Raw genomic sequence first — 23,951 nt, forward strand, 5'->3', positions numbered from 1 at the left:
GGCCGTTTCCTTGACCCGTGGGCTGCATACGGCCTAATCGGCCGAATGACGAAACGCGCATTCATCACGGGCGTATCCGGGCTGATCCTCAACGACGCTGAGCGCGAATTCATTCGCGCCGAGCGGCCATGGGGCTTCATCCTGTTCAAGCGCAACATCGAGAGTCCTGCCCAAGTGGCAGCTCTTGTTGGGGAACTCAGGTTGGCGGCCGGCATGACCGACGCGCCGGTCCAGATCGACCAGGAAGGTGGGCGGGTGCAGCGGCTCGGATCGCCGCATTGGCCGGTCTATCCGCCCGGTGCGAGCTTCAGCGCGCTCTACGACATCGACCCGAAGCTCGGCCTGACAGCCGCCCGGCTCAGCTCACGGCTGATTGCGGCCGATCTGATCGACCTCGGAATTACCGTCGATTGCCTGCCATTGGCCGACGTTCCGGTGGCGGGCGCGGATGCGGTGATCGGCAACCGGGCCTATGGAACCGAACCGGACAAGGTCGCGGCGATCGCCCGCGCGGTCACGGACGGGCTGGAACAGGGCGGCGTGCTGCCGGTTCTCAAGCATATTCCCGGCCATGGCCGCGCCACCGCGGACAGCCATTTCCGCCTTCCGACGGTCGATACCGCGAGAGACGAGCTGGAACGGACCGATTTTGCCGCGTTCCGGCCGCTGGCGGACCTGCCGATGGCGATGACTGCACATGTTGTGTTTAGCGCGCTGGACCCCGTCCATCCGGCGACGACTTCTGCGACAATCATCGAACAGGTGATTCGCGGCCTGATCGGGTTCCAGGGTTTGTTGATGAGTGATGACGTGTCGATGAATGCGCTGGCCGGATCAATTGCCGAGCGGACCCGCGCCATCGTCAGCGCCGGTTGCGATATGGTTCTGCACTGCAACGGCAATATCGACGAAATGCGCGAGGTCGCGCGGGAGACGCCGGAACTGGCCGGCAAGGCGCTTGAGCGGGCCGAGGCGACGCTCGACGCGCGGATGCAGCCTGAGCCGCTCGACCGGCAGGCGGCACGGGCTGAACTGGATGCGTTGTTGAATCGGGTAGGGACGGCATGACCGCTGAAATTCTATCGTTTGAGACCGGGCGGCCGGCCGACCTCGCCGAGGGCGAACCGGCGCTGGTGGTCGACGTCGAGGGCTATGAGGGCCCGCTCGACCTGCTGTTGACGCTGGCGCGGCAGCAGAAGGTCGACCTGTCGAAGATTTCGATTCTTGCGCTCGCCGACCAATATCTTTCGTTCATCGAGGCGGCGCGCAAAATCCGCCTCGAGCTTGCCGCCGACTATCTGGTGATGGCGGCCTGGCTTGCCTTCCTGAAGTCGCGGCTCTTGCTGCCCGAGCCGCCGAGCGCGGAGGGGCCGAGCGCCGAGGAAATGGCGACCGCGCTCGCCAATCGGCTGCGCCGTCTGGAAGCGATCCGCGAGGCCGCGAACCGGCTGATGAACCGGCCGCAGTTCCAGCGCGATATCTTTCCGCGCGGCAATCCGGAATCGATCGCCGAGATCAAGCATCCGAAGTTCACCGCGACCTTGTACGACCTGCTGTCGGCCTATGCGACGCAGCGCGCGTCACGCGTGCTGACCTCGGTGCATCTTGCGAAGCGGACGGTGTGGTCGCTGGCGGAAGCGCGTGCCTCGCTGGAGCGGCTGGTCGGCCTCGCCGAGGACTGGAGCTGCCTCGACGAGTACCTGATGAATTACGTCGCCGATCCCAAGCAGAAAGCCACGGTGTTCGCATCGAGCTTCGCTGCTGCCCTCGAACTGGTTCGCGAGGGCGAGATGGAAATCAACCAGAAGCAGGCGTTCGCGCCGATCTATTTCCGAAAGCGTCAAGCGCAGGCCGCAATGGCTGCGCCGGACCTGTCGGTTGAGTAAGTGGAAGAAGGAGAGCAAGCCCATGGCAAGCTTGGCGGAAGTGCGCAGAGACGAGCCCGAGGAGGAGGTTTCTCCTATGGATCATCCGGTAGCGCGTCCTGATGAATTGCGGCTCCTTGAAGCCCTGTTGTTCGCATCGGCCGAGCCGATCGATCAGGCAACGCTGGCAAAGCGGATGCCCGACGGCGTCGACATCAAGGTGGCGCTCGCACAGTTGCAGGCGGAATATGCGCCGCGCGGCGTCAACCTGGTTCGGGTCGCCAACAAGTGGACGTTCCGCACCGCCGGCGATCTGTCGTGGCTGATGACGCGCGAGAGCACCGAGACCCGCAAGCTGTCGCGTGCCGCGATCGAGGTGCTGTCGATCGTCGCCTATCACCAGCCGGTGACCCGTGCCGAAATCGAAGAGATTCGCGGCGTGGTCACGTCGAAGGGAACGATCGACGTGCTGCTGGAGACCGGCTGGATCCGTCCGCGCGGCCGCCGCAAGACGCCGGGCCGTCCGTTGACCTTCGGAACCACCGACGCCTTCCTGTCGCAGTTCAGCCTCGAAGCGCTCGGCGACCTGCCGGGGCTCGAGGAGCTGAAGGGCACGGGCCTGCTCGACTCGCGCCTGCCGACCGGCTTTTCCGTTCCCTCGCCATCGGACGATGCGACGCTGCGGGAGGACGAGGAGCCGCTCGAGCCCGGCGACACGCTGGAACTGCTGCTCGCGCCGGCCGTCGAGCCGGAAGCCGAGGAACCGAAGACCGAGAGCGAAGCGGTTGCCGAGGTCGGGACTGCCGAGGTCGAAACGACAGCCGAGGCCGAAACCGACCTCGAAGCGGAAGTTGCCGCCGAGGTGGACGCGGCCGAACCTGACGCGGCCGAACCTGACGCTGATGAGCCGGACGAGCGCATCGACCACGCGGGCGATGACGACGGCGCCGAGGAGAAGGGCGAATAGCCCGAAATATTCCCGGTTAAGCCTAGCAATATTACGTAGCCGCGACAGCGATTTGCCGCGGCCGAGGTCCTTGTTTTTGACACCCCGCGGGCCTAACTTCCGGCAAAGTTCAGGCCGGTCCGCCGGCCATTTCTGGAGGGTTGCAGGATGGGTTCGCTTAGCATTTGGCACTGGATCGTCGTGATCGCAGTGGTCCTGCTGCTGTTCGGACGCGGCAAGATTTCGGACCTGATGGGTGACGTCGCCCAAGGCATCAAGGCCTTCAAGAAAGGCATGCAGGACGACGACAAGGTCGCGGAGAAGCCGGAGTCCACCAAGGCGATCGACCACAATGCGGCGCCGTCGGCCGCGCGCCAGGATGTCGGCAGCAAGGCCGTCTGACGCGCTTGTACTGACGCATATTTCGACGTTTTTCTTTGCGCGAAACGGTGACGCCGTCGCTCGGAAGCGCTATGGACGCCGATTGAGAAAAGGCGCCGGCAGCCCCACATCCAATGGGGCCGATGGCGGCGCGCTTAGGCGGAACAATTCATGTTCGATATCGGGTGGAGTGAACTGGTCGTCATCGCGGTCGTCGCGTTGATCGCCATCGGCCCGAAAGAGCTGCCGGGCGTGCTGCGCATGGTCGGGCAATGGATGGGCAAGGCTCGCAAGATGGCCTCCGAATTCCAGGGCCAGTTCCAGGAAGCCATGCGCGAGGCCGAGATGGCCGACCTCAAGAAGAGTTTTGACGAGGTCAGGGAGGCCGCAACCGGCATCACCAGCGGCAACATCATGACCTCGCTGCACAAGGACGTCAGCGACGCCCTGCAGATCGACAAGCCGGTCGATGCGCAGGTCGCCTCCGCGATCGACGCGCCGGTGACGTCAAGTGACGCACAGGTAACGTCAAGCGACGCACCGGTCACTCCGACAACACCCGCACCGCCGACACCGGAAACCTTCGTCGAGGCTGAGGCGCACGGTGCCGCCGGCGAGCCGCTCGCGATCACCGGCGAGGTGAAGCCCGAGCCGGCGCAGGACGAGACACCGCCACAGCCTGACGTGCTCAAGGACGCGAGGGCGTCATGAGCGCCGAAGATATCGAGGCCAGCAAGGCCCCCTTGATGGATCATTTGATCGAGCTGCGCTCGCGGCTGATCAAGGCGCTGCTCGGCTTCGGCGTCGCTTTCATCATCTGCTTCTTCTTCGCCAAGCAGATATTCAACGTCCTGGTCTGGCCCTTCATCTGGGTGGCAGGGCCGGAAAATTCCAAATTCATCTATACCGCGCTGCTGGAATATTTTCTGACGCAGCTCAAGCTTGCAATGTTCGGGGCGGCCTTCATCTCGTTTCCGATCGTTGCTGGGCAGGTCTACATGTTCGTGGCGCCCGGGCTCTACAAGCATGAGCGCAACGCGTTCCTGCCTTATCTGATCGCGACGCCGGTGTTCTTCGTGCTCGGCGCGATGATGGTCTATTTCGTGGTCTTCCCGATGCTGACCCGCTTTTCGCTCGGCATGCAGCAGGCGGCGGGCACGGAGACGGCGCAGATCCAGTTGCTGCCCAAGGTCGGCGAATATCTCTCGCTGATGATGTCGCTGATCTTCGCCTTCGGCATCGCGTTCCAGCTGCCGGTGATCCTGACGCTGCTCGGCCGCATCGGCATCGTCACCTCGAAGATGCTGAAGGAGAAGCGGCGCTACTTCATCGTGATCGCCTTCATCATCGCCGCCGTGCTAACGCCGCCCGATGTGCTGAGCCAGGCCTCGCTCGCGATCCCGCTGCTCTTGCTCTACGAGGGGGCCATCATCGCGGTCGGGATCGTGGAGAAGAAGGCCACGACCTCGAGCGCGCCGTCGGCGACCAATCCGGCCGAGTAGGGTGATTTCGTCACAGATCCGGGCGTCATACCCCGCGAAAGCGGGGTATCCGGTACGCCGCGGCTTCTCGGCGACGCGCTGACGTCTCTGGAATACTGGATCACCCGCTTTCGCGGGTGATGACCATCGTGGTAGTGGAGCTAAACAACCGTAATTTGCCTACGCGTAGACCCGCCAGGACTGACCCATGCACGACATCAAAGCGATCCGCGACAACCCGACAGCCTTCGATCAAGGGCTGCTACGTCGAGGGTTACGCCCTCAAGCGCAGCATCTCCTATCTCTCAATGGGCATCTGCAGGCGATCAGCAGGGTTCTGGAGAGCTGGCGATCCCGGCGAAAGGTGGCATCTGACAAGATACATCAAGCTAAGGCCAGGGCCGATGAAGCTGCGGAACAGCAATTGAGGGCTGAGGTTGCAGAATGTAAGAATTCCATTGCGACGCTGGAGCTTGAGCAGAAGGAACTAGGCGAGGAGCTCAAGAAAGCTCTTTCCGAAATTCCAAACTTGCCGCTAGATGACGTTCCGGATGGCGCGGACGAGCACGGCAACGTTCAGCATCACGTGTTCAGCAAGAAGCGCGACTACGGTTTCACACCGAAGCTGCATGACGATCTCGGCACCGCGCTCGGCGACATGGATTTCGAGGCGGCGGCGAAATTGTCGGGCGCGCGCTTTGTCGTGCTCAAGAAGGGGCTCGCGCGATTGGAGCGTGCGATCGGGCAGTTCATGCTCGATTTGCACACAGGCGAGCACGGCTACACCGAGATAGCCCCCCCACTTTTGGTACGTGACGACGTAATGTTTGGCACGGGACAATTGCCAAAATTTGAAGACGATCAATTCTTCAATACTCGCGTTTCCGAACTTGGTTCTTTTCGTCCAGTTGACCCCGACGAGAAGAAGGCCCGCTTGGCGTCAGTTGAAGAACTTATCGATGAACTCAGACGTAGACTCGAGAAGGCCATTCCGACTGGGCATACCAAAGATATCGAACGCGAATTGATCGCGAAATCCTATCAGGCCCGGCGGCTCAAAGAGCAGATTTGGGAGATGTTGCCGAAAGGGCTTTGGCTTATTCCCACCGCGGAAGTGCCGCTGACCAACCTCGCGCGCGAATCCATCCTCGACGAAAAAGAGCTGCCGATGCGGCTCACGGCGCTGACGCCGTGCTTCCGCGCCGAAGCTGGAGCTGCGGGACGCGATACGCGCGGCATGATCCGGCAGCACCAATTCACGAAGGTCGAATTGGTGTCGATCACGACGCCCGAATCCAGCAAGGACGAGCTCGAGCGCATGCTGTCCTGCGCCGAGCAGGTGCTGCAGAAGCTCGATTTGCATTATCGGGTGATGACGCTGTGCGCCGGCGACATGGGGTTCTCCGCACAGAAGACCTATGACATCGAGGTGTGGATGCCGGGGCAGGGCGATGGCGGTGCCTATCGCGAGATTTCGAGCTGCTCGGTGTGCGGGGATTTCCAGGCGCGTCGGATGGACGCGCGCTATCGCGGCCCCGACGGCAAGCCGCGCTTCGTGCATACGCTGAATGGTTCCGGCACGGCGGTCGGGCGCGCGTTGATCGCCGTCATGGAGACCTATCAGCAGCAGGATGGCTCGATCGCGGTGCCCGATGTGCTGCAGCCCTATATGGGTGGGCTCAAGGTCATCGAGCACGGCATGTAAGGCGAGGGCCAGTGTGATGCCGCTCCACCGTGACATCCACTGGCTTGGTCGACAATGGGCCGTCACGGGCCACGGTCTGCAGCTGATCAATCAGAAGCAGATGGGCTATTACGACATCGAGGCCGCGCGCTTGTGGGAAGCCCGCGTGACCGAGGTGCAGTCGAAGGCCTGGATCGACAGGCCCGATTTCGACAGGGCGCTGGAGATCGCGCGCGGCAAGTTCGTCCACCTGGCGCCGGCCGATCTGCCCGCGCCGGCAGCCGTCGCGTCGCCGCCGCCTCCGGTCCGGGCCACACCGCCGGCCGCGCCGCGTGCTCCGCTTGACGCGGAATCGGTGCCCTCGATCGAGGAGCTGCTGGCGAGGCTGAAATCGAAATCGGTTGCGGCCGCGCCCGTCGCAAAGCCGGCCCAGGAGGCGCCCGCGCCGCCGCCGCCCAAACCTGAACCGCCGAAGCCTGAACCGCCGAAGCTTGAGCCTCGCAAGGTTGAACCCGTCAGATCCGAGCTCCCCAAATCGGAGCTGCCGATGGCTCCGAGGCCGGAGCTTCTCCAGGCGGCTTCGGCTCCCGAGCTGCTCAAGCCTGAATCCCGGAAGGTCGAAGCCCCGAGGGCTGAGGCCGCGAAGCCTGTGCCGCTCAGGCCCGAGGCACTCACGTCTGCACCTGGCAAGGTCGAACCCACCGGGACTGAGGTCTCCAAAGCGGAGCTTCGCCAGACTGCGCCGGTCGAGCCGCGCAGGCCCGAAACTCGAAGGAGTGAACCGCCCAAGGTTGAATCGCCCAGGGTCGAAGCTCCCAAGCCTGAAGCTCTCAAGCCTGAAGCTGCCAAGGTCGAACCCGCCAAAGCTGAACCTGCGAAGACTGAGCCCCTCAAGTCCGAAGCTCCCAAGTCCGAACTGCGCCAGGCGGCGCCGGCCCGAAAACTCGAGGCAGCGCCGCTGGCGTCCATTGTTGCGGTTGTTCGGCGGCCAGCCCGACCGGCCTGGCCGGTGTTCGACCGCAAGATCGCCGGCAGCGGCAGATTCGTGCATCCGTGGCGCGTCACGTCGGCGCGATGGCGCGGGCCTTCGTCGGGTTTGCCTCCGCGCCCCTAGCCGGTTAAGACGGCAATCAACTCTAGAAGCCGCAATTCAAGAAACCCGCGTCGTATCGGAACAAGAGGCACTTTGACGGATGCGAATTCTCTGCACCAATGATGACGGCATCCACGCCCCCGGCCTGCAGGTCGTCGAGCAGATCGCACGCTCATTGTCCGACGACGTCTGGATCGTCGCCCCCGAGCTCGACCAGTCCGGCGTCTCGCATTCGTTGTCGCTCAACGATCCGCTGCGTCTGCGCGAAGTCAGCCCGCGTCACTTCGCGGTGCGCGGCACGCCGACCGATTGCGTCATCATGGGTGCGCGACACATCCTCGGAGACAAGCTGCCCGATCTCGTGCTGAGCGGCGTCAACAAGGGCCGCAACGTCGCCGAGGACGTGGTCTATTCCGGCACCATCGCCGGCGCGCTCGAAGGCACCATCCTGGGCTTTCCGTCATTTGCGCTGTCGCAGGAGTTCTCGATCGAGACGCGCAACGCGCCGCTGTGGGAGACCGCGCTGAAATTCGGACCCGACATCATCCGCAAGGTGATCGGCGCAGGCGTTCCCCGGAACACCGTCATCAATGTCAACTTCCCGTCCTGCATGCCCGACGACGTCAAGGGCATCCGGATCACGCGGCAGGGCAAGCGCAATCAGGGTTTCCTGAAGATCGATCGTCGTCACGACGGACGCGGCAATCCGTATTTCTGGATCGGCTTCGAGCGCGCGGCGATGATGGATGCGCCGGCCGAAGGCACCGATCTCGCGGCGCTCGCGGCGCGCTACGTCTCGGTGACGCCGCTGCGGCTCGACCGCACCGATGAGGCATTTTCGGAAGCGCTGACCGCGACGTTGAAGTGATGCAGGGGAATCTGTAGCCCGGATGAAGCGCAGCGAAATCCGGGGAAATCTTTAGCGCACAGAGAGCGGTCCCGGATTGCGCTTCGCTGCATCCGGGCTACGAATGCGGGTCAGGTTTAAACCGGCGCGCCCTTCATCGCGCTGGAGATCACCTGCGCCAGCGTTTCCAGCTGGAAGGGCTTTTGCAGCGCCGGACGATCGCGATACTCCGGAGGCAGGCCGGACGAGCCATAACCGGTCGCGAAGATGAAGGGGCGGTTGCGGGCGTTGATCAGCTCGGCGACCGGCGTGATCACCTTGCCGTTGACGTTGACGTCGAGGATCGCGAGGTCGAATTCGGTCGATTGCGCGAGCTTCACCGCTTCGCCGATCTCGCCGGCCTCGGCCGCGACGCTATGGCCGAGCTCTTCCAGCATGTCGGCGACCATCATCCGGATCATGACCTCGTCCTCCACGAGGAAAACTGAACAGCCCGCCGGCCGTATCGCTGTCATGATGGAATCCTTGCCCGTCCCTGAAATAGGCTCGCAAATAACACTAAAAGGCGCAATGCAAACGTTTGGGTATTGGTCGGTTTCCAGCGCGCGGCGCTGCGTCGCCGGATCATTCTGACTGACTTGTTGCGCAGGATTCGTCCAGTCTCCGACCGGGTGCAAACCGTACAACCAGAGCCCCTGCGCCTGGGCGTTAGCCGCGCATCGCTATCGATTATATGGGAAGCTGCCGCGTTGGCGCCAACACGAAATCGGACTGCTGGTTCCTGACCGGGAACAAATGGTGACGGGAAATTTTTCCTTAACGCGGTATTTCGGATTTCAATGGCATCAAGCCAGGGCAAGATTCCGCGCTGCCGCCTAGAGACGCTGACGAACATGGCCGTGAAGCCCGATCCGACCGAGAAGATGATGTTTCAGCTCACCCTGCGGCGGCGAGGGGTCAGCGATCAGGCGGTATTGCGCACCATGGAGGAGGTGCCCCGCGAGGTGTTCGTCGATCCGCGCGATCGCAACGAGGCCTACCGCGACAGCGCGCTTGGGATCGCCTGCGGGCAGACCATCAGCCAGCCTTTCGTCGTCGCCTACATGACCGAGCAGCTGCAGCTGCAGAAGGACCACCGCGTGCTTGAGATCGGCACCGGCTCAGGTTACCAGGCGGCCGTGCTGTCCCGGCTGTGCAAGCAGGTTCTGACCATCGAGCGCTACCGGACGCTGGCCGACGGTGCCCGCAAGCGCCTCGAAAAGCTCGGCTATTACAACATCGAGGTGCTGCTCGGCGACGGCTTCGACGTTCCGGCCGGGGCCGGCGATTTCGACCGCATCATCGTCACCGCGGCGATGGAGCAGATCCCGGAGAAGCTGCTGGAGCGGCTCGATCCCGGCGGTGTCCTGATCGCCCCGGTCGGGCCGCATCAGGGTACCCAGACCCTGGTCCGCGTGGTGCGGACGCAGAGCGGCTTCGACCGCAAGGAATTGGTCGACGTCCGCTTTGTGCCGGCGCTGCCGGGAATCGCCCGCGAATTGTAATTTGGCGATTTGCTGCTTGGCGCCAACGCCTTATTCGCAGGGTTAAGCGGTTATTTACTCGCGAGGTGTTTACTCAAAACAGTCTTTTGTTGCGTACGAGTGAGTAACCATGTCTGGGGTTGTCGAGTTGCTTCGCTCGCGTCGCGTACCGCAGGTTGCGGTGCTGACGCTGATGTCCATGGCTTTTGCCGGTTGCAGCGCCGACATGTCGTCGCGCTTCTCGCAAAATTCCTACTCGCAAAATCCGTTTGCGTTTGATCCGCAGCCGACCGGCACCGTGCAGGCACAGCCGCCGCGCGAGTTGCCGCAATACGCGCGGCCGCGAACGCAACCGCAATATTCACAGTACCAGTCACAGCCGTTGCCGCCGCCGGTTGCGGCGCCGCAGTCCTACCCGGTCGCCAACGCGGGCGTTTCCGGAGGTGGGCGCGGGCTTTCGTCCTACACGCCGCCGCCGGCGCGCCCGCAGATCGAGGCCACCGGCACCGTTCCGCAATCGGTCGCTGCTGCGCACGCCGGACACAGCGGCACCACCATCATCGTCGGCACCAGCGATACGCTCGAAGTGCTGGCGCGCCGCTACAACGTCTCGACCGCCGAGATCCTGCGCGCCAATGGCTACAAGGGGCCGCGCGCGCTGTCGCCCGGCCAGCAGTTGGTCATTCCGCGCCCGATGGCCGCCGCCGCAGCGCCGGCGATGGCTGCGCCGGCGACGCGGCCCGTTGCCGTGGCAGCCGCGCCTGCCGGCGTCCACTTTGTCAATCGCGGCGACACGCTGCACAGCATCGCGCGCCAGCACCACATTCCCGTGGCTGAGCTTGCTCGCGCCAACAATCTCGATCAGTCGGCCCGGCTCAGCCTCGGCATGAAGCTGGTGGTGCCCGGCGCCAAGACGGCGATGGCGGCTCCGGCGCCGGTTGCGCAAGGCATTGCTGCCGCACCCGTCGCGGTTGCCCCGGCACCGGCCATGGCGGCCCCGAAGGTCGTCGCCACGGCGCTGCCGCAGCAGAGCGCGCGGCTGGTTCAGCCGACCGCGACCGTCGAACAGCCGGCGGCCGCCGCAGAGGCGCCCGTTGCCACCAAGTCGAGCGAAGCCACCGGCGCATTGCCGACGTTCCGCTGGCCGGTGCGCGGCAAGGTCATCACCGCCTACGGCTCGAAGACCAACGGCAAGGTCAATGACGGCATCAACGTCGCGGTGCCCGAAGGCACGCCGGTGAAGGCGGCCGAGGACGGCGTCGTCGCCTATTCGGGCAATGAGCTGAAGGGCTACGGCAATCTCGTGCTGGTTCGCCACTCCAATGGGTACGTCACCGCCTACGCCCACACGAGCGAAATTTTGGTGAAGCGCGGCGATACCATCAAGCGCGGCCAGGTGATCGCCAAGTCGGGCCAGTCGGGCGAGGCGGGCTCGCCGCAGCTCCACTTCGAAATTCGCAAGGGATCGTCTCCGGTCGATCCGCTCCAGTTCCTCAACGGCGCGTAGGTGCGCGCCGGGACTTCCAAGTCTCGCAACAAAGACAACGGGGGAGGCGCAAGCCTCCCCCGTTTTGCTTAGCTCTAGAAGTCGAAGGTCATGCCTGTGGTCACAGCACTCGCCTTGTTGCCGGCGACCACGTTGTTGTTGGCGTCGCGGCCGCATATGCCATACCCATGACCGCTCACGCCGAGGCAGTAATGCGCGCCCGGGCCGTTGCGCAGGTAGCTGCCGACAAGGTACCAGGTCGCAAACGGGCTGAAGTGGTACTTGATGCCGGCCGCATACTGATCGGCGCTGCTGTCCACCGAGTTGAGCGCAAAGTCGGCCGATCCCGGTGCCGGAGTGACGGTGTAGTTGTTGAATACGCCGGTGCCGGGCGAGCCGGGAGAGGCGTTGGCGTGGGCCCATGACGCGCTGACGTCCCAGGCGCCGACGCTCTGGGTGGCGCTGAGGAAGTAGCCGTCGCGCGACCGCTCGTTGAAGTCGGCCACGGTGTTCTCGCGCCGCATCACCTCGTAGATGCCGTAGAGCTGCAGCTTGCCGATGCCGTCGTCGAGGCGATACCCGGCGCCGATCTTCGCGGCCCATTCGTTGGCGATGCCGACGGATCCCGGCGGAACGATCAGCACGCCGCCGTTGCTCAACGGCGTGACGGCCTCGTCGCCGGTGCGGTTGGTGCCCTCATGCAGCTCGTAGGCGGCGACCGCCGTGAACGGTCCCTGATTGTAGGTCAGCGACGCGCTGTACAGGTTGCCGTACGAGCCGTCGGTGCAGCCTTCGGGCGCCGCCGTCAGCGGGAAGCCGCTGCCGCTGCCGCGCGCAGACGTGGCGGGGCAGTTGAAGTCGCCGAGCGCGAAATCGCTGTTGTCCTTTGCGGTGTTCTGCCCGGGCGAGATCATCAGCGTGGTCTGGAAGCCGTTCCAGACCGGCGATTCGTACCAGAGCGCATGGGCCGCGCGCCAATCGAATTCCGCGCGCAGGTCGCCGCCGGTATTGCCCATGATCGAGTTGTAGTCGCCGAGCGTCGCCGAGAACGGATCGAACTTCGATGTGGCCTTCTTGTAGGGCGTATCCGATTTGCCAGCCTTGATCGTGCCCCACGGCGTTGCCATCCCGATGAAGCTGTCGCGCGTTCCGAGCGCGGCACGCTCGGTCGGAACCGCGGCGACTTCGACGAGGGATTCAAACTGGGCGACGGCGGCCCACCCGGCGAAGCCATACGGTGCGAGATCGTGACGTGCGTGGACGCCGAAAAAGGTGAGGTTGCTTGCCACGCCGAACTTGGTGCCCTGATCGAACACGCCGGCGTTGAAGACGTCGCCGGATAGATCCACGTGGCCGTAAAGCGTGACGGTGGTGTTGTCGACGAAGGCGTTGCCGCCCGGCGCCTTGCTGTAGAGTGGCGCGCCTCCGATGCTGACGACGGCATGTTCGGGCGCCGGTGGCTTCGGGGAGGGCGCGACGCCGGCATGCTGCACCGGGTTGCCCTTTGGCGTTGTGGTTGCCGCAGGGGGCGCGGCGCTGCGGCTTGTGATGTTGTTCACGCGATCCCGGAGCTGTGCATTCTCCTTCGCGAGCTTCGCATTGTTTCGTTCGAGCGCATCCAGACGCGCCATCACGTCGTCGAGCGTTGCTGCCTGCACCGGCTGTTGCGTGAGCGCCAGGCCGATCGCCGCGAGTGCGGTTCCGGCGAGAAGTCCCTTCTTCATCTAATCCCCCCTTTGTCAGAGCGCCTCAGCGGTGTGCTGAGGGTCACAAAGTGGAGGAACGTTAATGTATACCACACACCAGATACATGGATGCAGGCGAGCTCAGGCAGATAAACACCCGATGTGACTTAAATGGTACTATGATACTATTGCACTGCATCAATTTGTCGCATCTTGGATTTTGGAATAAGATTTGACTTACATGCATGTGGTTGAATGCCTGATCAGAAATTCAATCTCAAAAATAAGACAGCAATGCTGATATAAAATATTGCAGTGCGGAAACGAGGTTTAGTTTGGAATAATGGATGCCAGTTTCTGCCGAGTTCCAAGCGAACTCGCGCCTGGCCGGAGGCCTAGACCGGTTGCCAGGGGTCTCGCTCGTCTGAGAGACGTTCGACCATGTCGCTCAGGAATTGCGGCGGTCCAAACGCGTGCCAATCTCCGTCCGATTGCAGCAGCAGGGGACGGCGCGCGTCGCGGCTGAAGGCTTCCAGCCACGCGCGCGCCTTGGCCTTCGGACGAGCGCCGATGGCAACCGCAACGTCGACCGGAATGGTGCGCCAGACAAAGCTTGCCGGAAGAAAGATGACATCGGATCTATCCGGACGCATCCAGTCGGGCAGCGGGCTTGTCGGCGTAAGCCAGCCGCAGACGAATTTCCGGCACGGATCGACCGGACGCTCGTCGTAGATCGTGCATTTGCCCGCGCTGCTGAACGGGCACGGCTGCCCCGGATGGACGTCGTGGCCACGTATCCGGATCTTCAGCCAGCCATCGCAGCAAGCGGTGCACTCGCCACATTGTCTTGCAGTCGTGCTGGGTTCGGCCGGCATAAGTCGAGTGTACCCATGCCGCACCGAATTCAGAAGGGCCGCGACGTGCGGCTCGCGTTATGTCCCGCTCAACCGCACGCCGAGCCGGCCGGCGAGTTCCTGCGTGTACTGCCAGGCGACGCGGCCGGAGCGCGATCCGCGGGTCGTCGACCATTCGAGCGCCTCGCGCTCGAGTTCGTCCTCGGCGATCTTGATGCCGTAATGGTCGCAATAGCCTTTCACCATCGCGAGGTACTCGTCCTGGCTGCAGCGGTGAAAGCCGAGCCAGAGACCGAAGCGGTCCGACAGCGACACTTTCTCTTCGACCGCTTCGCCCGGATTGATCGCGGTCGAGCGCTCGTTCTCGATCATCTCGCGTGCCAGGAGATGCCGCCGGTTCGAGGTCGCATACAGGATGACGTTCTCGGGGCGTCCCTCGATACCGCCTTCCAGCACCGCCTTGAGCGACTTGTACGACGCGTCGTTGCCGTCGAAGGAGAGGTCGTCGCAGAACACGATGAAGCGGAACGAGGAGCTGCGCAGCAGCTCCATCAGGCCGGGCAGGCTCTCGATGTCCTCGCGGTGGATCTCGATCAGCTTCAGCCGGTCGGCCGGCTTGCGATCGACATTGAGGCTGGCATGCGTCGCCTTGACCAGCGACGACTTGCCCATGCCGCGGGCACCCCACAGCAGCGCATTGTTGGCGGGCAGTCCGTTGGCGAAGCGCTCGGTATTCTCCATCAGGATATCGCGCATCCGGTCGACGCCCTTGAGCAGGCCGATCTCGACGCGGCTGACGCGCGGCACCGGGGCGAGGCGTCCGTCCGGATGCCAGACAAAGGCGTCCGCGGCACCGAACGTCTCAGCCGGATCGGGGGCCGGGGAGGCGGCCGCAAGGCGGCTCGCAATGGTCTCCAGGGCGTTCGCGATCCGCTCGGCAGTGGCGCCGTCGAGCGGCATTACCGGGCGTTTTGTCGCGGCGTTTGCGGCACGCTTGGCGGCAGCTTGAGGGGCGGTTCTGCGGGCTGTTTTACTGGTAGTTTTGCTGGCGGATTTCTTGGCTTTTTTCGGCATTTGTCCAGTTCCTGACGGCGCAGCCTTATCGGGCTGGCGGCGGTCCCGCAAGCGCCCTAAATGACGGTCCGTTAACGTTGCAATTGGGACCGCGGCCGCTATAGTCCGCGCGAATTTGTCCGGACCGCCATACCGCCCCGAACCCGAGGGCGCTGCCGGTCCTTTCCCGTCTTATCCGAGGATCGTCTGAATGCTGATTACTCCTGCGTTTGCTCAGGCTGGAGCTGGCACTGATACCAACAGCATGTTGATGTCGCTGCTGCCATTCGCGCTGATCTTCGTCATCATGTACTTCCTGATTCTGCGCCCGCAGCAGCGGAAGGTGCGCGATCATGCGGACCTCGTGAAGAACATCCGCCGCGGCGACACCGTGGTGACCACGGGCGGGCTCGTCGGCAAGGTGACCAAGGTGGTCGACGACGACCAGATCGAGTTCGAGATTTCGGACGGCGTTCGCGTGCGGCAGATGCGCCAGATGATTTCGGGCGTGCGGACCAAGGGTGAGCCGGCGAAGGGCGATGCCAAGGACGAGGCGTCCGCGAGCTGATTGCCGCGGAGCCCTTTGCCGAATCTGACAGGTCAATTCGATGTTGTATTTCACGCGGTGGCGAGCGCTGGGGATTATCCTGACAGCGCTGGTGGTCTGCCTGTGCGCCGTGCCCAATTTCTTCCCCGAGGCGCAGGTCAAGACCTGGCCGGCCTGGGCGCAGCGGCGCCTCGTTCTCGGCCTCGATTTGCAGGGCGGCTCGTATCTCCTGCTCGAGGTCGACTCCAACTATGTAAAGAAGGAGAAGCTCGAACAGATCCGCGACGATGCCCGGAAGGCGCTGCGCGATGCCCGGATCGGCTTCATCGGAGGAATCGTAATCCGCAACGACGGCGTCGAGGCCCGGATCGCGAAGGAGGCCGATGTTCCAGCGGCGTTGGCCAAACTTCGGGAGATCGCGCAGCCGATCGGCGGCCTGATCGGATCGAGCGGGCAGCGCGATCTTGAGGTAGCGGACGCCGGAGGCGGGCTGATCCGCATGACGATACCGCAAGCGGCCATGCTCGATCGCATGCGCAAGACCATCGAGCAGTCGATCCAGATCGTCGAGAAGCGCGTCAACGAACTCGGCACCGTCGAGCCGTTGATCCAGCGTCAGGGCACCGATCGCATCCTGGTGCAGGTGCCGGGTCTGCAGGACCCGACCCATCTGAAGGAGCTGCTCGGCAAGACCGCGAAGATGGAATTCCGCATGGTCGACACCACGGTGTCGCCCGATCAGGGCGTGGTGCCACCGGATTCAGAGCGGCTCGTGAGCGCATCGCCGCCGCCGGTTCCGTACATCGTGAAGAAGCAGGTGCTCGTTTCCGGAGCTGAACTCTCCGACGCTCAACCCGGTTTTGACCAGCGCACCGGTGAGGCGATCGTCAGCTTCAAGTTCAATACGTCGGGTGCTCGCAAATTCGCTCAGGCGACCGCCGATAACGTCGGCCAGCCGTTTGCGATCGTGCTTGACGGCAAGGTGATCTCGGCGCCCGTGATTCGCGAGCCGATCACCGGCGGGCAGGGGCAGATCTCCGGCAGCTTCACGGTGCAGTCCGCCAACGATCTGGCGATCCTGATGCGTGCCGGCGCGCTGCCGGCGCCGTTGACCGTGGTCGAGGAGCGCACCGTCGGTCCCGGTCTCGGGCAGGACTCGATCGAGAAGGGCGAGCTCGCGGCCTATGTCGGCTCGATCCTGGTCATCGTGTTCATGCTGATCACCTACCGGCTGTTCGGGGTGTTCGCCAACATCGCGGTGGCCATCAACGTCGCCATGATCTTCGGGCTGCTGTCGCTGCTCAACGCCACGCTGACCTTGCCCGGCATCGCCGGCATCGTGCTGACGGTGGGCATCGCGGTCGACTCCAACGTGCTGATCTACGAGCGCATCCGCGAGGAACTGCGCGGCGGCCGCAACGCGATCTCGGCGATCGACGCCGGCTTCAAGCGGGCGCTGGCGACCATCCTCGACTCCAACATCACCACCTTCATCGCCGCCGCCGTGCTGTTCTACATCGGCACCGGACCGGTGCGCGGCTTTGCCGTGACGCTCGGCATCGGCATCATCACCACGGTGTTCACCGCCTTTACCCTGACGCGCCTGATCGTCGCCGGGTGGGTGCGGTGGAAGCGGCCGCAAACCGTGCCGATCTGAGAGGCCTATTGTGACTCATACCGTTCTGATTGGCCTTGGCATCCTGATCGCCGTGCTGACCGTGGTCGCGGCGCTCGGGCTGATGCCGGCGCTGCGCATCGTGCCCGACGACACGCATTTCGACTTCACACGCTTTCGCCGCATCAGCTTCCCGATCTCGGCACTGCTCTCGATCGTCGCGATCACGCTGTTCTTCACCCATGGCCTGAATTTCGGCATCGACTTCAAGGGCGGCACGCTGCTGGAAGTGCGGGCCAAGTCCGGCACCGTCGACATCGCCGCGATGCGCACGACGTTGAACGGTCTTGGTCTCGGCGAGGTGCAGCTGCAGCAGCTCGGCGGTTCGGGCGAGGCCGACGTGCAGATCCGCGTCGCCGAGCAGCCGGGCGGCGACAAGGCACAGCAGGATGCGGTGGGCAAGATCCGCGCCTCGCTCGGCGAGTCCGTCGATTACCGCCGGGTTGAAGTGGTCGGACCGCGCGTCTCCGGCGAACTGCTCGCCTTCGGCATGCTCGGCCTGATGCTCGCGATCGTCGGCATCCTGATCTATCTCTGGTTCCGGTTCGAGTGGCAGTTCGCGCTCGGTGCCATGATCGCCAACGTCCACGACATCGTGCTGACGATCGGCTTCATGTCGATCACCCAGGTCGATTTCGATCTCACCAGCATCGCGGCGCTGCTGACGATTCTCGGCTACTCGCTCAACGACACCGTCGTCATCTACGACCGTATCCGCGAGATGCTGCGGCGCTACAAGAAGATGCCGATGCCGCAGCTGCTCAACGAATCGATCAACTCGACCTTGTCGCGCTCGATCATCACCCACGTCACCGTGACCCTGGCGCTGCTCGCGCTGCTGCTGTTCGGCGGCCACGCGATCCACAGCTTCACCGCGGTCATGATGTTCGGCGTGGTGCTGGTCGGCACCTACACCTCGATCTTCATCGCGGCGCCCATCCTGATCTATCTCGGGGTTCACACCACACGGGGCGAGGCGCAGGACGCGCCGGCCAAGAAGCCGGACGCCGCGGCAGCCAAGAAGTAGCCGGTCATGAGCAACTCCTCGGACGCTCCCCATCTTCCGAGGTCGGCGCCGATCGAGGCCTACGGCAAGGGCGGATTCGCGTTTGCCGATATGTCGCATCGCGGCTCGCTGCTGTGCCTGCCCGATGCGATCTGGGCCTGGCCGGTAACGCGGCCGCAGGAGATCGACGAATATTCGTTGCAGAAGGTATTCGCGGCCGCCAATGCGATCGACACGCTGATCGTCGGCACCGGCACCGAGGTCTGGGTGCCGCCGAAGGGCCTGCGCGAGGCCCTGCGCGCGGTGCGGGTGGTGCTCGACCCGATGCAGACGGGCCCCGCGATCCGCACCTACAACATCATGCTGGGCGAGCGGCGTCGCGTCGCGGCGGCGCTGATCGCGGTGCCATGAGTACGACGGAGGCGCCGACCGACGGCGCGGCGTTCTGCGCCGATCTGGTGCGGACCCATGACTTCGTGCGCTATGCGTCGACCTTGTTCGTGCCGGGTCCGGAGCGCCGGGCGCTGCTCGCGATGTACGCCTTCAACATCGAGGTCTCGCGCGTGCACGAGCAGGTCAGCCAACCGCTGCCCGGCGAGATGCGGCTGCAATGGTGGACCGACATGCTGGCCGGGGCCGGACACGGCGGCGTCGAGGGCAATCCGGTTGCGGCAGAGCTGCTGTATGCGATCCGCAATCACCGCCTGCCGGTCTCGCCATTCTCACTCCTGGTCGAGGAGCATCAGTTCGATCTCTACAACGACCCGATGCCGTCGCTGGCCGCGCTCGAGGGCTACCTCGACGCCACCGCATCGGCGCTGTTTTCGCAGGCCACGCGCGTGGTGGCGCGGCCATCGGAGGCGATCGATCACCTGGCCCGTCATGCCGGCCTCGCCCAGGGCATGGCGCAGGTCATCGCGGCGCTGGGCCGCGACGCCGCGCGGCAGCAGCTGTTTCTGCCGGTCCAGCTGCTGCAGCAGCACGGCAGCAGCAAGGAGGAGGTGTTTGCCGGCAAGCCCACGCCGAACATCCGTGCTGCGATCGATCAGCTGGCGGACGAGGCTCAGGGCCATCTCAAGACCGCATTCGGGCTGCTTGCGGATGTGCCGTCCGGCGTGAGGCCGATCTTCCTTCCGCTCGCTCACGTCAGGCGCGAGCTGAACCGGGTGAGGAGCACCGACTACGATCCGTTCCTGCCGAAGCCGGCGTCGCGCTTGCGCACGCTCTGGACGTTGTGGCGAGCTGCGCGCACCGAAGAGTTCGGTCGCTAGAGCATGATCCGGAAAAGCGCGAAGCGGTTTTCCGAAAAGATCATGCTAAAACAAGAATCGAAAGCGCGATGACGATTCAACGCAATCTCATCGCGCTTTAGCTCTGTTCCTTCGAGATGTGCTTGGTGAAGATCCGGATCGTCGCGCCTTTGACCACCGGGCCGCTGTCAAAGATGTCGGATGCGATCCGTTCGACGGCGTCGCGCAGCGCAACGAACTGGGCCTGGCGAGCGATGCTCGCCGTTCCACGCGTGCCGGCCAATTCGTCCATTGCAGCGTCGCTGATCTGGCATTCAATTTCCTGGTCGCCGTACATCATGGTGAATCCGAACGCCATCCGCTCGGCATCATATCCCCCGATACGGCCACGGGTCAGTGGCATTAAGCTAGTCCCTTGAGCGCGATACCCCCTCACAAGATTGGCGCGTCGCGCTGCGTTTGTCGAGAGCTGCGCGCCCGGAAGTGCGCAGCGTCGATGCGGAGATCGCGTTCAAGCAACGACCCAAAGCGCGACGTCGATCAAATCCGATCTCATCGCGCTTGGCCCGCCGGCCGATCCATCTCGGCAACTTCGAAATTGAAGCGGTCGCGCAGATTCTTGCGTTGCTCGAGGATGTCCTTGAGGAACTCGCGATCGGCGTCACTGCGCATCATCGGTTCGATCAGGTCGATCTGGTTCATGGCGACGAGTTGCAGGATTTCGGTGCGCGGCTTGCCGGCCGCATCGCGCGGCAATGCATGCACGATCTGGATGTGTTCGGGCGGCTTGACGCCCTTGGCGGCGGCAAGCTCGTTGCGCAGCGTCTTTTCCAGCGCGGATTGGTCGGCCTCGACGAAGGCGTAGAGCCCGACGCCGACGCGCCGGTCGGCAAAGGCGACGATCGCGGTGTCGCGCACGTCGGGGTTCCTGCGGATCAAATCGACCAGCACCGGCGCGTCGTTGACCAGTCGCCGGCCGCCGCCCTCTCGGTCGGTGAAATTGAAGATGCCGCGGGTGATCGCCTGATAGACCTTCTTGCCGGTCTTGAGCCAGACGCTGGCGACCGCGGACTTCTTCGCGAGCACCTTGCGCTCCATCGGTGTCAACGCCTCCGGCGCGTAGCTGCGCTTGTGCTTCAACAGATGCCGCAAATCCTCGTAGGCCGCGATGCGGAACAGCCGGCTTCGGCTCTTGAAGCAGGCAGCAAGCTGAAAGTCGGTGAGGTAGGCGCGGCCGTCGCGGCCGACCAGCCAGTTCTGCTCCTTGGCGAGGTCGTTATGGCAGATGCCGGCGCGATGCAGCTTGCGTAACGCGGCCTTGGCGGAGCGGAAATAGGCGACGTCGCCATGCGGCTTCGCCAGATGCAGCGCTGCGCCGTCGATGAAGCCGCGCACCAGCGCGCGCCTGCCTGCCCACAACAGCTTGGGGCCGACGTCGAGATCGCGCGCCAGGGTCAGCGCGCGGCGTTCGCGCGCAAACAGATGCAGCGCCACGGCGAACGACCAGAACGGCACCTGATCGAGCCGGCGCAGGACGCCCTCGACCTCACCGTCATCGCTCCGGAAACGGCCGCGCTCGACGGTCGAGAACACATCGCGCTTGAGCAGCACGCCCTGGCTCCATCGCGCCGACAGGGTGGCGTCGTCGTCTTTCGGCAAGCTCATGACCGTCAGGCCGCTGCCGCAACGCGCAGGTGCTCTGCGATCCAGTGGTCGAGGTCGGCGAGTGCCCGCGCGCTGATCGCCTGCTTCTTGGCGACCGTCTTCTCGTTGCCGCGCAGGCGTGAGCCGTCCGGCTTCTTGGTCGGAGGGCTGGCCAGCGGCGGGAACAGACCGAAATTGATGTTCATCGGCTGGAACGAGCGCGAACCGGCGTCGATCGTCTCGATATGGCCACCGGTGATGTGGCCGAGCAGCGCGCCGAGCGCGGTGGTGGCGGGCGGTGGCGTCAGCGCGGTGCCGCGCATGTCGGCGGCAGCGCAGAGGCCCGCAATTAAGCCGACGCTGGCCGACTCGACGTAACCCTCGCAGCCGGTCATCTGGCCGGCGAAACGCAGCCGCGGCTGCGCGCGCAGGCGCAGCTGGCTATCGAGCAGCTTCGGTGAATTCAGGAAGGTGTTGCGATGCAGGCCGCCGAGGCGGGCGAACTCCGCGTTCTCAAGGCCCGGGATGGTGCGGAACACGCGCTGCTGCGCGCCATGCTTCAGCTTGGTCTGGAAGCCGACGATGTTGTAGAGCGTGCCGAGCTTGTTGTCTTGCCGCAGCTGGACGATCGCATGGGCCTTGACCGTCGGATTGTGCGGATTGGTCAATCCCACCGGCTTCATCGGCCCGTGGCGCAGCGTCTCCTGACCGCGCTCGGCCATCACCTCGACCGGCAGGCAGCCGTCGAAATAGGGCGTGTTGGTCTCCCAATCCTTGAAGTCGACCTTCTCGCCGTCGAGCAGCGCCGCGACGAAGGCGTCATATTGTTCCTTGGTCATCGGGCAGTTGATGTAATCGGCGCCGGTGCCGCCGGGACCGACCTTGTCGTAGCGCGACTGAAACCAGGCCACCGACATGTCGATGGAATCCTTGTGCACGATCGGTGCGATCGCATCGAAGAACGCCAGCGCGTTCTCGTCGGTGAGCTGCCTGATGGCGTCGGCGAGCGGCGCCGAGGTGAGGGGACCGGTGGCGACGATCACGTTGCTCCAGTCGGCCGGCGGCAGGCCCGCGACTTCCTCGCGGCTGATCTCGATCAGCGGATGTTCGTTCAGCGCTTTGGTGACGGCAGCGGAGAAGCCGTCGCGGTCGACCGCCAGCGCACCGCCGGCGGGCACCTGGTTGGCATCGGCCGAGCGCATGATGAGGGAGCCCAGCCGCCGCATCTCGGCGTGCAGCAGCCCGACCGCGTTGTTGGCGGCATCGTCGGAGCGGAAGGAATTCGAGCAGACCAGTTCGGCGCAGCCCTCGGTCCGATGCGCCTCGGTCATCCGATGCGGGCGCATTTCATGCAGGACTGCACGGACGCCGGAATTGGCAACCTGCCAGGCGGCTTCCGAGCCGGCGAGCCCCGCGCCCACGATGTGCACGGGTTGGGAAGAGGATTGATGCGGTGTCATCGCGCAGCGTTAGCGCGTTTCGAGGCCATATGCATCTGAAACTGCACCAGAGCGTTTCAAGCGAAGTGGGTACCGGTTCGCGTGAAGAAAACGCGTCAAACCTAGGACCCGAGCCCATCCCGTTCCGATGCCGTTGGAACGGGATGGGCTCTGAAAACGAGAACGCCCGCTGTGGAAGCGGGCGTTATCCGTTCATCAGATGGCTTGCGGCCGATTAGCCGTTGTAGGTACCGGCGGCAACGCGCGGAATGTCCGAGCGGTCGAGGCCGATATCGGCCAGTTCGCGATCGCTGAGCTGGGACAGTTCGCTGACATTGCGCTGATAATCCCGGAAAGCCTGGATCATGCGGATGAGCGAGAGCAACATGGTAGTCTCCTAGTAATTCAGATTCAGCTTTTCCAAAGCCTCATCGTTGAAGTGAATATAGATGATATGGTGCGGCGCGGTAGTTCCAATGGTGCGATGCAGCTAGACCCAAAACGCATGGCGGCGGTAAGTTCTGGTTAACCGTTTGGCGGTTGGCGAGCAGGCCTGTAAACGAAAGTTCCGCCGGCGCACGGTGAATCGCAAAAATATTCCTGAAATCAATCGGTTGATGGAATTCTGATAAGCCAAATCACATTGAATATATGGTAATTACAGACCGCCTAATCAAGTTTTTCGGCACCCTCGCTCGCTGGATCACATCGATGTGTTCCATGCGTGATTCGCATGCGGCAAGATGACATTAGAATGATTATGAGTTCATATTTTGGTGCGAGCGCCCCCTGGATGGGCGTAGCGTCAATCAGTCGCATTGACGCGAGAGGTAATTCGGTCCTCACGCCGTCGTGCGGATCTCCGTCGCGTCCGGCGTGTCGCGCGGAATGTGCTGAGGATTGTCGGACGTGCATTTCGATTGATGTGAACGTTGGCAGCAAAGCTAATGCGGCGCCGCTTCCTTACCGACATGTAATCGAAACACTATGCAACGCATGCGCGATCCGCGTGCAGCGCTCATCACATTCGTATCGCGCGAAGTTCATTCTGAACGGCGGCGGGAACAGCGAATAATTGCGCTGCAGATTCCGCAATCACGCAGGGATCTGTCCAAGAACAAGAGATGGATCATCCCATGATTAAAACATTCATCGCCGCAGTCAGCATGGCTGCCGTTGCTTATGCTGTCGCTGCTCCCGCGCAGGCCGCTCATCGCCATCATATGGGCGTCGGCTGCAGCGGTGCCAATTTCGGCAAGACTGAAGCTGCGGTCGAAGCTATGGCCGACAATGAGGTCAAATTCGCGGCGGAGAAGGAAGTCTCGCTCGCGCAGGACGCGATGCTGAACAACAAGTGGGGCGCATGCGGCGCGCACCTCAGCAAGGCCGCCGAAGAGAGCATGGCGAAGTAAGCTTTTGATCATGGCGATAAGGGCCGATTGCCTGGGGCAGTCGGCCCTTTGGTTTGCGTACCGCGTGATCGGTTCGGATT

General features: G+C 63.7%; 24 protein-coding genes and 1 pseudogene. 17 read left to right on the forward strand and 8 right to left on the reverse strand.

Annotated elements, in window-relative coordinates; translation table 11 throughout:
* Nucleotides 1–45 precede the first annotated feature (45 nt).
* From nagZ to surE, 9 genes and pseudogenes are all read left to right on the forward strand, one after another.
* Nucleotides 46–1,068 (forward strand): beta-N-acetylhexosaminidase, encoded by a 1,023-nt coding sequence (gene nagZ, locus ACOIX3_RS19455; protein WP_420971439.1) that lies wholly within the window; start codon nucleotides 46–48, stop codon nucleotides 1,066–1,068.
* Nucleotides 1,065–1,886, forward strand: a complete 822-nt coding sequence (locus ACOIX3_RS19460; RefSeq protein WP_092113984.1) for a segregation and condensation protein A — start codon at nucleotides 1,065–1,067, stop codon at nucleotides 1,884–1,886. Before nagZ ends, ACOIX3_RS19460 begins: the two co-directional genes overlap by 4 nt.
* A 22-nt stretch (nucleotides 1,887–1,908) precedes the next feature.
* Nucleotides 1,909–2,781 (forward strand): annotated as a pseudogene (scpB, locus tag ACOIX3_RS19465) (SMC-Scp complex subunit ScpB); the annotation flags it as partial.
* A gap of 198 nt (nucleotides 2,782–2,979) precedes the next feature.
* A complete protein-coding gene (locus tag ACOIX3_RS19470; RefSeq protein WP_420971440.1) occupies nucleotides 2,980–3,213 on the forward strand; it encodes a twin-arginine translocase TatA/TatE family subunit in 234 nt (77 codons plus the stop codon).
* A 150-nt stretch (nucleotides 3,214–3,363) separates the two neighbouring features.
* Entirely contained in the window at nucleotides 3,364–3,903 is a 540-nt protein-coding gene (gene tatB, locus ACOIX3_RS19475) for a Sec-independent protein translocase protein TatB (RefSeq protein ID WP_420971441.1), read from the forward strand.
* Nucleotides 3,900–4,694 (forward strand): twin-arginine translocase subunit TatC, encoded by a 795-nt coding sequence (gene tatC, locus ACOIX3_RS19480; protein ID WP_420971442.1) that lies wholly within the window; start codon nucleotides 3,900–3,902, stop codon nucleotides 4,692–4,694. Before tatB ends, tatC begins: the two co-directional genes overlap by 4 nt.
* Nucleotides 4,695–4,881: 187 nt before the next feature.
* Entirely contained in the window at nucleotides 4,882–6,378 is a 1,497-nt protein-coding gene (serS, locus tag ACOIX3_RS19485) for a serine--tRNA ligase (RefSeq protein ID WP_420971443.1), read from the forward strand.
* 13 nt (nucleotides 6,379–6,391) lie between these two features.
* Nucleotides 6,392–7,471, forward strand: a complete 1,080-nt coding sequence (locus tag ACOIX3_RS19490) for a hypothetical protein (protein ID WP_420971444.1) — start codon at nucleotides 6,392–6,394, stop codon at nucleotides 7,469–7,471.
* Between the two features lie 79 nt (nucleotides 7,472–7,550).
* Entirely contained in the window at nucleotides 7,551–8,318 is a 768-nt protein-coding gene (gene surE, locus ACOIX3_RS19495) for a 5'/3'-nucleotidase SurE (RefSeq protein ID WP_092113995.1), read from the forward strand.
* Between the two features lie 116 nt (nucleotides 8,319–8,434).
* Here surE and ACOIX3_RS19500 read toward each other — a convergent pair whose 3' ends face one another.
* A complete protein-coding gene (locus ACOIX3_RS19500; RefSeq protein WP_026192734.1) occupies nucleotides 8,435–8,812 on the reverse strand; it encodes a response regulator in 378 nt (125 codons plus the stop codon).
* Between the two features lie 378 nt (nucleotides 8,813–9,190).
* On the opposite strand from ACOIX3_RS19500, the gene ACOIX3_RS19505 reads away from it, so the two are divergent.
* Nucleotides 9,191–9,841: a protein-L-isoaspartate(D-aspartate) O-methyltransferase gene (locus tag ACOIX3_RS19505; protein ID WP_420971758.1), complete on the forward strand. Its 651-nt coding sequence runs from the start codon at nucleotides 9,191–9,193 to the stop codon at nucleotides 9,839–9,841.
* A gap of 109 nt (nucleotides 9,842–9,950) precedes the next feature.
* Nucleotides 9,951–11,327, forward strand: coding sequence for a peptidoglycan DD-metalloendopeptidase family protein (locus tag ACOIX3_RS19510; protein ID WP_420971445.1), 1,377 nt, complete (start codon nucleotides 9,951–9,953; stop codon nucleotides 11,325–11,327).
* 74 nt (nucleotides 11,328–11,401) lie between these two features.
* Here ACOIX3_RS19510 and ACOIX3_RS19515 read toward each other — a convergent pair whose 3' ends face one another.
* The 3 genes from ACOIX3_RS19515 to ACOIX3_RS19525 form a co-directional block, all read right to left on the reverse strand.
* Complete coding sequence (locus ACOIX3_RS19515) at nucleotides 11,402–13,030, reverse strand: porin (protein WP_420971446.1); 1,629 nt, start codon at nucleotides 13,028–13,030, stop codon at nucleotides 11,402–11,404.
* A 356-nt stretch (nucleotides 13,031–13,386) separates the two neighbouring features.
* Nucleotides 13,387–13,866, reverse strand: a complete 480-nt coding sequence (locus ACOIX3_RS19520; RefSeq protein ID WP_212319603.1) for a hypothetical protein — start codon at nucleotides 13,864–13,866, stop codon at nucleotides 13,387–13,389.
* Between the two features lie 57 nt (nucleotides 13,867–13,923).
* Nucleotides 13,924–14,919 carry an ATP-binding protein gene (locus tag ACOIX3_RS19525; protein WP_420971447.1) on the reverse strand — a complete coding sequence of 332 codons (996 nt, stop codon included), beginning with the start codon at nucleotides 14,917–14,919 and terminating at the stop codon, nucleotides 13,924–13,926.
* Nucleotides 14,920–15,109: 190 nt separating this feature from the next.
* Here ACOIX3_RS19525 and yajC point away from each other — a divergent pair, with 190 nt between their 5' ends.
* Genes yajC through ACOIX3_RS19550 form a run of 5 tightly spaced genes read left to right on the forward strand, consistent with a single transcriptional unit; the run spans nucleotide 15,110 to nucleotide 19,397 of the window.
* The gene (gene yajC / locus ACOIX3_RS19530) at nucleotides 15,110–15,466 is read left to right on the forward strand and encodes a preprotein translocase subunit YajC (RefSeq protein ID WP_212319607.1); all 357 of its coding nucleotides are present in this window, start codon (nucleotides 15,110–15,112) and stop codon (nucleotides 15,464–15,466) included.
* Between the two features lie 40 nt (nucleotides 15,467–15,506).
* Nucleotides 15,507–17,102, forward strand: a complete 1,596-nt coding sequence (gene secD / locus ACOIX3_RS19535; protein ID WP_420971448.1) for a protein translocase subunit SecD — start codon at nucleotides 15,507–15,509, stop codon at nucleotides 17,100–17,102.
* A 10-nt stretch (nucleotides 17,103–17,112) separates the two neighbouring features.
* On the forward strand, nucleotides 17,113–18,147 hold the full coding sequence (gene secF / locus ACOIX3_RS19540) for a protein translocase subunit SecF (protein WP_420971449.1): 1,035 nt from the start codon (nucleotides 17,113–17,115) through the stop codon (nucleotides 18,145–18,147).
* Between the two features lie 6 nt (nucleotides 18,148–18,153).
* Nucleotides 18,154–18,537, forward strand: a complete 384-nt coding sequence (locus ACOIX3_RS19545; RefSeq protein WP_420971450.1) for an Mth938-like domain-containing protein — start codon at nucleotides 18,154–18,156, stop codon at nucleotides 18,535–18,537.
* On the forward strand, nucleotides 18,534–19,397 hold the full coding sequence (locus ACOIX3_RS19550) for a phytoene/squalene synthase family protein (RefSeq protein ID WP_420971451.1): 864 nt from the start codon (nucleotides 18,534–18,536) through the stop codon (nucleotides 19,395–19,397). The genes ACOIX3_RS19545 and ACOIX3_RS19550 overlap by 4 nt, the downstream gene beginning before the upstream one ends.
* Nucleotides 19,398–19,494: 97 nt before the next feature.
* Here ACOIX3_RS19550 and ACOIX3_RS19555 read toward each other — a convergent pair whose 3' ends face one another.
* From ACOIX3_RS19555 to ACOIX3_RS19570, 4 genes are all read right to left on the reverse strand, one after another.
* Nucleotides 19,495–19,779, reverse strand: coding sequence for a DUF1488 family protein (locus tag ACOIX3_RS19555; protein ID WP_420971452.1), 285 nt, complete (start codon nucleotides 19,777–19,779; stop codon nucleotides 19,495–19,497).
* Between the two features lie 149 nt (nucleotides 19,780–19,928).
* The gene (locus tag ACOIX3_RS19560; RefSeq protein ID WP_420971453.1) at nucleotides 19,929–21,041 is read right to left on the reverse strand and encodes a serine/threonine protein kinase; all 1,113 of its coding nucleotides are present in this window, start codon (nucleotides 21,039–21,041) and stop codon (nucleotides 19,929–19,931) included.
* A 5-nt stretch (nucleotides 21,042–21,046) separates the two neighbouring features.
* Nucleotides 21,047–22,480 (reverse strand): methylenetetrahydrofolate--tRNA-(uracil(54)-C(5))-methyltransferase (FADH(2)-oxidizing) TrmFO, encoded by a 1,434-nt coding sequence (gene trmFO, locus ACOIX3_RS19565; RefSeq protein ID WP_420971454.1) that lies wholly within the window; start codon nucleotides 22,478–22,480, stop codon nucleotides 21,047–21,049.
* A gap of 214 nt (nucleotides 22,481–22,694) precedes the next feature.
* Complete coding sequence (locus tag ACOIX3_RS19570) at nucleotides 22,695–22,847, reverse strand: DUF1127 domain-containing protein (RefSeq protein ID WP_016846063.1); 153 nt, start codon at nucleotides 22,845–22,847, stop codon at nucleotides 22,695–22,697.
* Between the two features lie 736 nt (nucleotides 22,848–23,583).
* Between ACOIX3_RS19570 and ACOIX3_RS19575 the strand changes: the two genes are divergently transcribed.
* Nucleotides 23,584–23,871 carry a hypothetical protein gene (locus ACOIX3_RS19575; protein WP_420971455.1) on the forward strand — a complete coding sequence of 96 codons (288 nt, stop codon included), beginning with the start codon at nucleotides 23,584–23,586 and terminating at the stop codon, nucleotides 23,869–23,871.
* Nucleotides 23,872–23,951: the final 80 nt, after the last annotated feature.

It is taken from the genome of Bradyrhizobium sp. B120, assembly GCF_049075665.1.
Lineage (GTDB): Bacteria > Pseudomonadota > Alphaproteobacteria > Rhizobiales > Xanthobacteraceae > Bradyrhizobium.

Excerpts from the sequence above, each read along its gene's own strand:
- ACOIX3_RS19560 (WP_420971453.1), bottom strand. The coding sequence starts at position 21,041 with ATGAGCTTGCCGAAAGACGACGACGCCACCCTGTCGGCGCGATGGAGC.
- ACOIX3_RS19550 (WP_420971451.1), top strand. The coding sequence starts at position 18,534 with ATGAGTACGACGGAGGCGCCGACCGACGGCGCGGCGTTCTGCGCCGAT.
- ACOIX3_RS19500 (WP_026192734.1), bottom strand. The coding sequence starts at position 8,812 with ATGACAGCGATACGGCCGGCGGGCTGTTCAGTTTTCCTCGTGGAGGAC.
- ACOIX3_RS19525 (WP_420971447.1), bottom strand. The coding sequence starts at position 14,919 with ATGCCGAAAAAAGCCAAGAAATCCGCCAGCAAAACTACCAGTAAAACA.
- ACOIX3_RS19470 (WP_420971440.1), top strand. The coding sequence starts at position 2,980 with ATGGGTTCGCTTAGCATTTGGCACTGGATCGTCGTGATCGCAGTGGTC.
- ACOIX3_RS19510 (WP_420971445.1), top strand. The coding sequence starts at position 9,951 with ATGTCTGGGGTTGTCGAGTTGCTTCGCTCGCGTCGCGTACCGCAGGTT.
- ACOIX3_RS19520 (WP_212319603.1), bottom strand. The coding sequence starts at position 13,866 with ATGCCGGCCGAACCCAGCACGACTGCAAGACAATGTGGCGAGTGCACC.
- ACOIX3_RS19570 (WP_016846063.1), bottom strand. The coding sequence starts at position 22,847 with ATGTTGCTCTCGCTCATCCGCATGATCCAGGCTTTCCGGGATTATCAG.
- ACOIX3_RS19545 (WP_420971450.1), top strand. The coding sequence starts at position 18,154 with ATGAGCAACTCCTCGGACGCTCCCCATCTTCCGAGGTCGGCGCCGATC.
- yajC (WP_212319607.1), top strand. The coding sequence starts at position 15,110 with ATGCTGATTACTCCTGCGTTTGCTCAGGCTGGAGCTGGCACTGATACC.
- tatB (WP_420971441.1), top strand. The coding sequence starts at position 3,364 with ATGTTCGATATCGGGTGGAGTGAACTGGTCGTCATCGCGGTCGTCGCG.
- ACOIX3_RS19505 (WP_420971758.1), top strand. The coding sequence starts at position 9,191 with ATGGCCGTGAAGCCCGATCCGACCGAGAAGATGATGTTTCAGCTCACC.
- ACOIX3_RS19575 (WP_420971455.1), top strand. The coding sequence starts at position 23,584 with ATGGATCATCCCATGATTAAAACATTCATCGCCGCAGTCAGCATGGCT.
- nagZ (WP_420971439.1), top strand. The coding sequence starts at position 46 with ATGACGAAACGCGCATTCATCACGGGCGTATCCGGGCTGATCCTCAAC.
- trmFO (WP_420971454.1), bottom strand. The coding sequence starts at position 22,480 with ATGACACCGCATCAATCCTCTTCCCAACCCGTGCACATCGTGGGCGCG.
- tatC (WP_420971442.1), top strand. The coding sequence starts at position 3,900 with ATGAGCGCCGAAGATATCGAGGCCAGCAAGGCCCCCTTGATGGATCAT.
- secD (WP_420971448.1), top strand. The coding sequence starts at position 15,507 with ATGTTGTATTTCACGCGGTGGCGAGCGCTGGGGATTATCCTGACAGCG.
- ACOIX3_RS19555 (WP_420971452.1), bottom strand. The coding sequence starts at position 19,779 with ATGCCACTGACCCGTGGCCGTATCGGGGGATATGATGCCGAGCGGATG.
- surE (WP_092113995.1), top strand. The coding sequence starts at position 7,551 with ATGCGAATTCTCTGCACCAATGATGACGGCATCCACGCCCCCGGCCTG.
- serS (WP_420971443.1), top strand. The coding sequence starts at position 4,882 with ATGCACGACATCAAAGCGATCCGCGACAACCCGACAGCCTTCGATCAA.
- ACOIX3_RS19460 (WP_092113984.1), top strand. The coding sequence starts at position 1,065 with ATGACCGCTGAAATTCTATCGTTTGAGACCGGGCGGCCGGCCGACCTC.
- ACOIX3_RS19515 (WP_420971446.1), bottom strand. The coding sequence starts at position 13,030 with ATGAAGAAGGGACTTCTCGCCGGAACCGCACTCGCGGCGATCGGCCTG.